At 64.3% G+C, this 2,459-nt stretch carries 3 protein-coding genes; all 3 read left to right on the top strand.

Annotation, left to right across the window (positions count from 1 at the left end; translation table 11 throughout):
• Positions 1-399: FAD-dependent oxidoreductase (locus tag EN969_RS26510; protein WP_164758505.1), on the top strand; the 399-nt coding region annotated here is incomplete at its 5' end.
• A gap of 91 nt (positions 400-490) precedes the next feature.
• Entirely contained in the window at positions 491-1,588 is a 1,098-nt protein-coding gene (locus tag EN969_RS26515; protein WP_013528805.1) for a putative zinc-binding metallopeptidase, read from the top strand.
• Between the two features lie 63 nt (positions 1,589-1,651).
• Entirely contained in the window at positions 1,652-2,251 is a 600-nt protein-coding gene (locus EN969_RS26520) for a DUF1236 domain-containing protein (RefSeq protein WP_063169558.1), read from the top strand.
• Positions 2,252-2,459 lie beyond the last annotated feature (208 nt).

Below are 2,459 nucleotides of genomic sequence, written 5' to 3' on the forward strand. Positions count from 1 at the left end.
AGGCACGACATCTATTTCCTGTGCTTCCCGTTCGACCTTGACCTGATGGTCGGGTTCGTCGGCGGCGATTTCGCCTGGGAAATGTCGGCGGCCGGCGAGGCGGCCGGCATCGACTTCGTCGTCGACCGGCTGTGCGGCATCTTCGGTGGCGATACGCGCAAGCATGTCGGACGCGCCATGATGACCAATTGGGGCGGCGAGCGCTTCGTGCGCGGCGCCTACGTCGCCGCCCGCCCTGGCCGTTCACTGGCGCGCGCCGCGCTCATGCAGCCGGTGGCCGACAAGATCTTCTTCGCCGGCGAGCACTTGGCCGGCCCGCTGATGCAGACCTGCGGCGGCGCACGGCTGTCGGGCGAAGCGGTGGCAAGACAGGTTGTCGCCCAGCTTGCGGCCAAATAGCTTCAGGAAAATGTGGAACGCCGCGCGGCTGTTCGCGTTGGGCACGGGCCGCCGTGAACATCTATGTCACCTCCGGTGAATTGAGACCGACATGAAACTCTTCGACTGCCCCCATTGCGGCCATCGCATCTATTTCGAGAACGCCCAGTGCCTGAACTGCGGGAACCCCGTGCTCTACGATCCCGAGCACGCCTGTTTCGCGCTGGCGAGCGCCGACGGCATCTTCCAGTGCACCAACGCCGATGAATGCGCCTGCAACTGGATGGCCGAGCCCGGACACGCCTTTTGCCGCGCCTGTGCGCTCAACCAGTTGATCCCGGATCTCTCCGTCGACGGCAACCGCCGCCGCTGGATCCGTGTCGAAGCGGCGAAGAAGCGCGCCATCTATTCGCTGCTGGCCTTCGGGCTGCCGGTGGCGCCCAAGCAGAACCCCGCCGACGAGATCGGGCTGGCCTTCGACTTCCTCGCCGATCCGATCGGCGGCGGCCCCGGCGGCGAGCGGATCCTGACCGGCCACGACAATGGCCTGATCACGCTCAACGTCGCCGAGGCGGATTCGGCCGAGCGCGAAAAGCGCCGCGTCGAGATGGGCGAGAACTACCGCACCTTGCTCGGTCATTTCCGTCATGAGCTTGGGCACTATTATTGGGACCGCCTGATCCGCGACGATCCGCACCGGCTCGAAGCTTTCCGCGCACTGTTCGGCGATGACCGCGCCGATTACGAACAGGCGCTGAAGGCCTATTATGCCAATGGTGCGCCGCCCGACTGGCAGCAAGGCCACATCTCGGCCTATGCGACCTCGCATCCATGGGAGGACTGGGCCGAGACCTGGGCTCACCACCTGCACATCACCGACACGCTGGAAATGGTGCACGCACTGAACTTTCCGCTCGGCCGGCTGGAGACGGTGGAGGCCAACGACTTGCCGCGCGGCGACACAGGCGGCGAATTGCAGGCCGCACCCTCGGAGCCGCCGACCGCGCCCGAGTCTTTCGAAAAGATCCTGGCCCGCTGGCTGGTGCTGTCGGAAGCCTCCAATTCGATCAACCGCTGCATGGGCCTGCCGGACCTCTATCCCTTTGTCATTTCGGACGTCACGGCGCGGAAATTGGACTTCGTTCACGAACTTCTGACCGATTTGCCTGGAGAACAGGGAACAAATCGTGAGTTGGCACAGGCGCTTTAGCGGGAACGCATGAGCTGCTGCCCCGTTTTCGCTGGCGAGGGACCATGAAAACGGAGAGAAACCATGAAATCCCTGTTGTTTCCGGCGGTCGCCGGAATGCTGACCGTGATGTCGGGCGCCGCGTTTGCCGACACCGCCGTCTCAGCCGTCACCGATCTTAACGTTCGCGCCGGACCCGGCCCGCAATACCCTGTCATCGGCGTGCTCGCCGCCGGTCAGTCGGCAACGCTCAATGGCTGCATCGAAAACAGCAAATGGTGCACCATAGCCGAGGCCGGCGGCCAGGGCTGGGTCTATTCCGACTATGTGACGGCCGATATAGGCGGCAGCCGGGTGGTGCTGACGCAACGGCGCGCCAGCGTTGCTGTCGTCTCGCCGCCGGAGGACATCGGCAACTACTCGACCGATTATACCGGCGCGATCATCGCCAGCGATCCGGTCGTCGATGACTTCCCGCCGCCCCCGGCTGAAGTCCGCACCTATGTCGACACGCACCGCCTCGATCCCATCTATCTCGATGGCGAAGTGGTCACCGGCGCGACCCTGCCCGACACCGTCGAGCTGCGCGAGATTCCAGACTACAATTACCGCTATGTCTATGTGAACGGCCAGCGGGCGCTGATCGATCCGCAGACCCGGCGCATCATGTACGTCGTGCGCTGACGACAATTGACATAAGCGGCCGCTGCCACAGCAGCGGCCGCCGGCAGGCGGCACCGCAGCGTCGCCTCTTGTGCGCCGACGCTGCTCTGAGCATTGTCCTTTGCGGAAGACTTCCGATTTTTCCGGCGGTCGGTTAGTCAATAGGCGATGACTTTGGCAAAGGAGCCCGCGTGACCATCGATCCGGCCGCCTTCGAGCGCTACAGGCA

The sequence above is a fragment of the Mesorhizobium sp. M7A.F.Ca.CA.003.01.2.1 genome (assembly GCF_003998945.1).
Taxonomy (GTDB): Bacteria; Pseudomonadota; Alphaproteobacteria; order Rhizobiales; family Rhizobiaceae; genus Mesorhizobium; species Mesorhizobium ciceri.

Coding starts and splice junctions, on each gene's coding strand:
- EN969_RS26515 (WP_013528805.1), top strand. CDS start 491: ATGAAACTCTTCGACTGCCCCCATTGCGGCCATCGCATCTATTTCGAG.
- EN969_RS26520 (WP_063169558.1), top strand. CDS start 1,652: ATGAAATCCCTGTTGTTTCCGGCGGTCGCCGGAATGCTGACCGTGATG.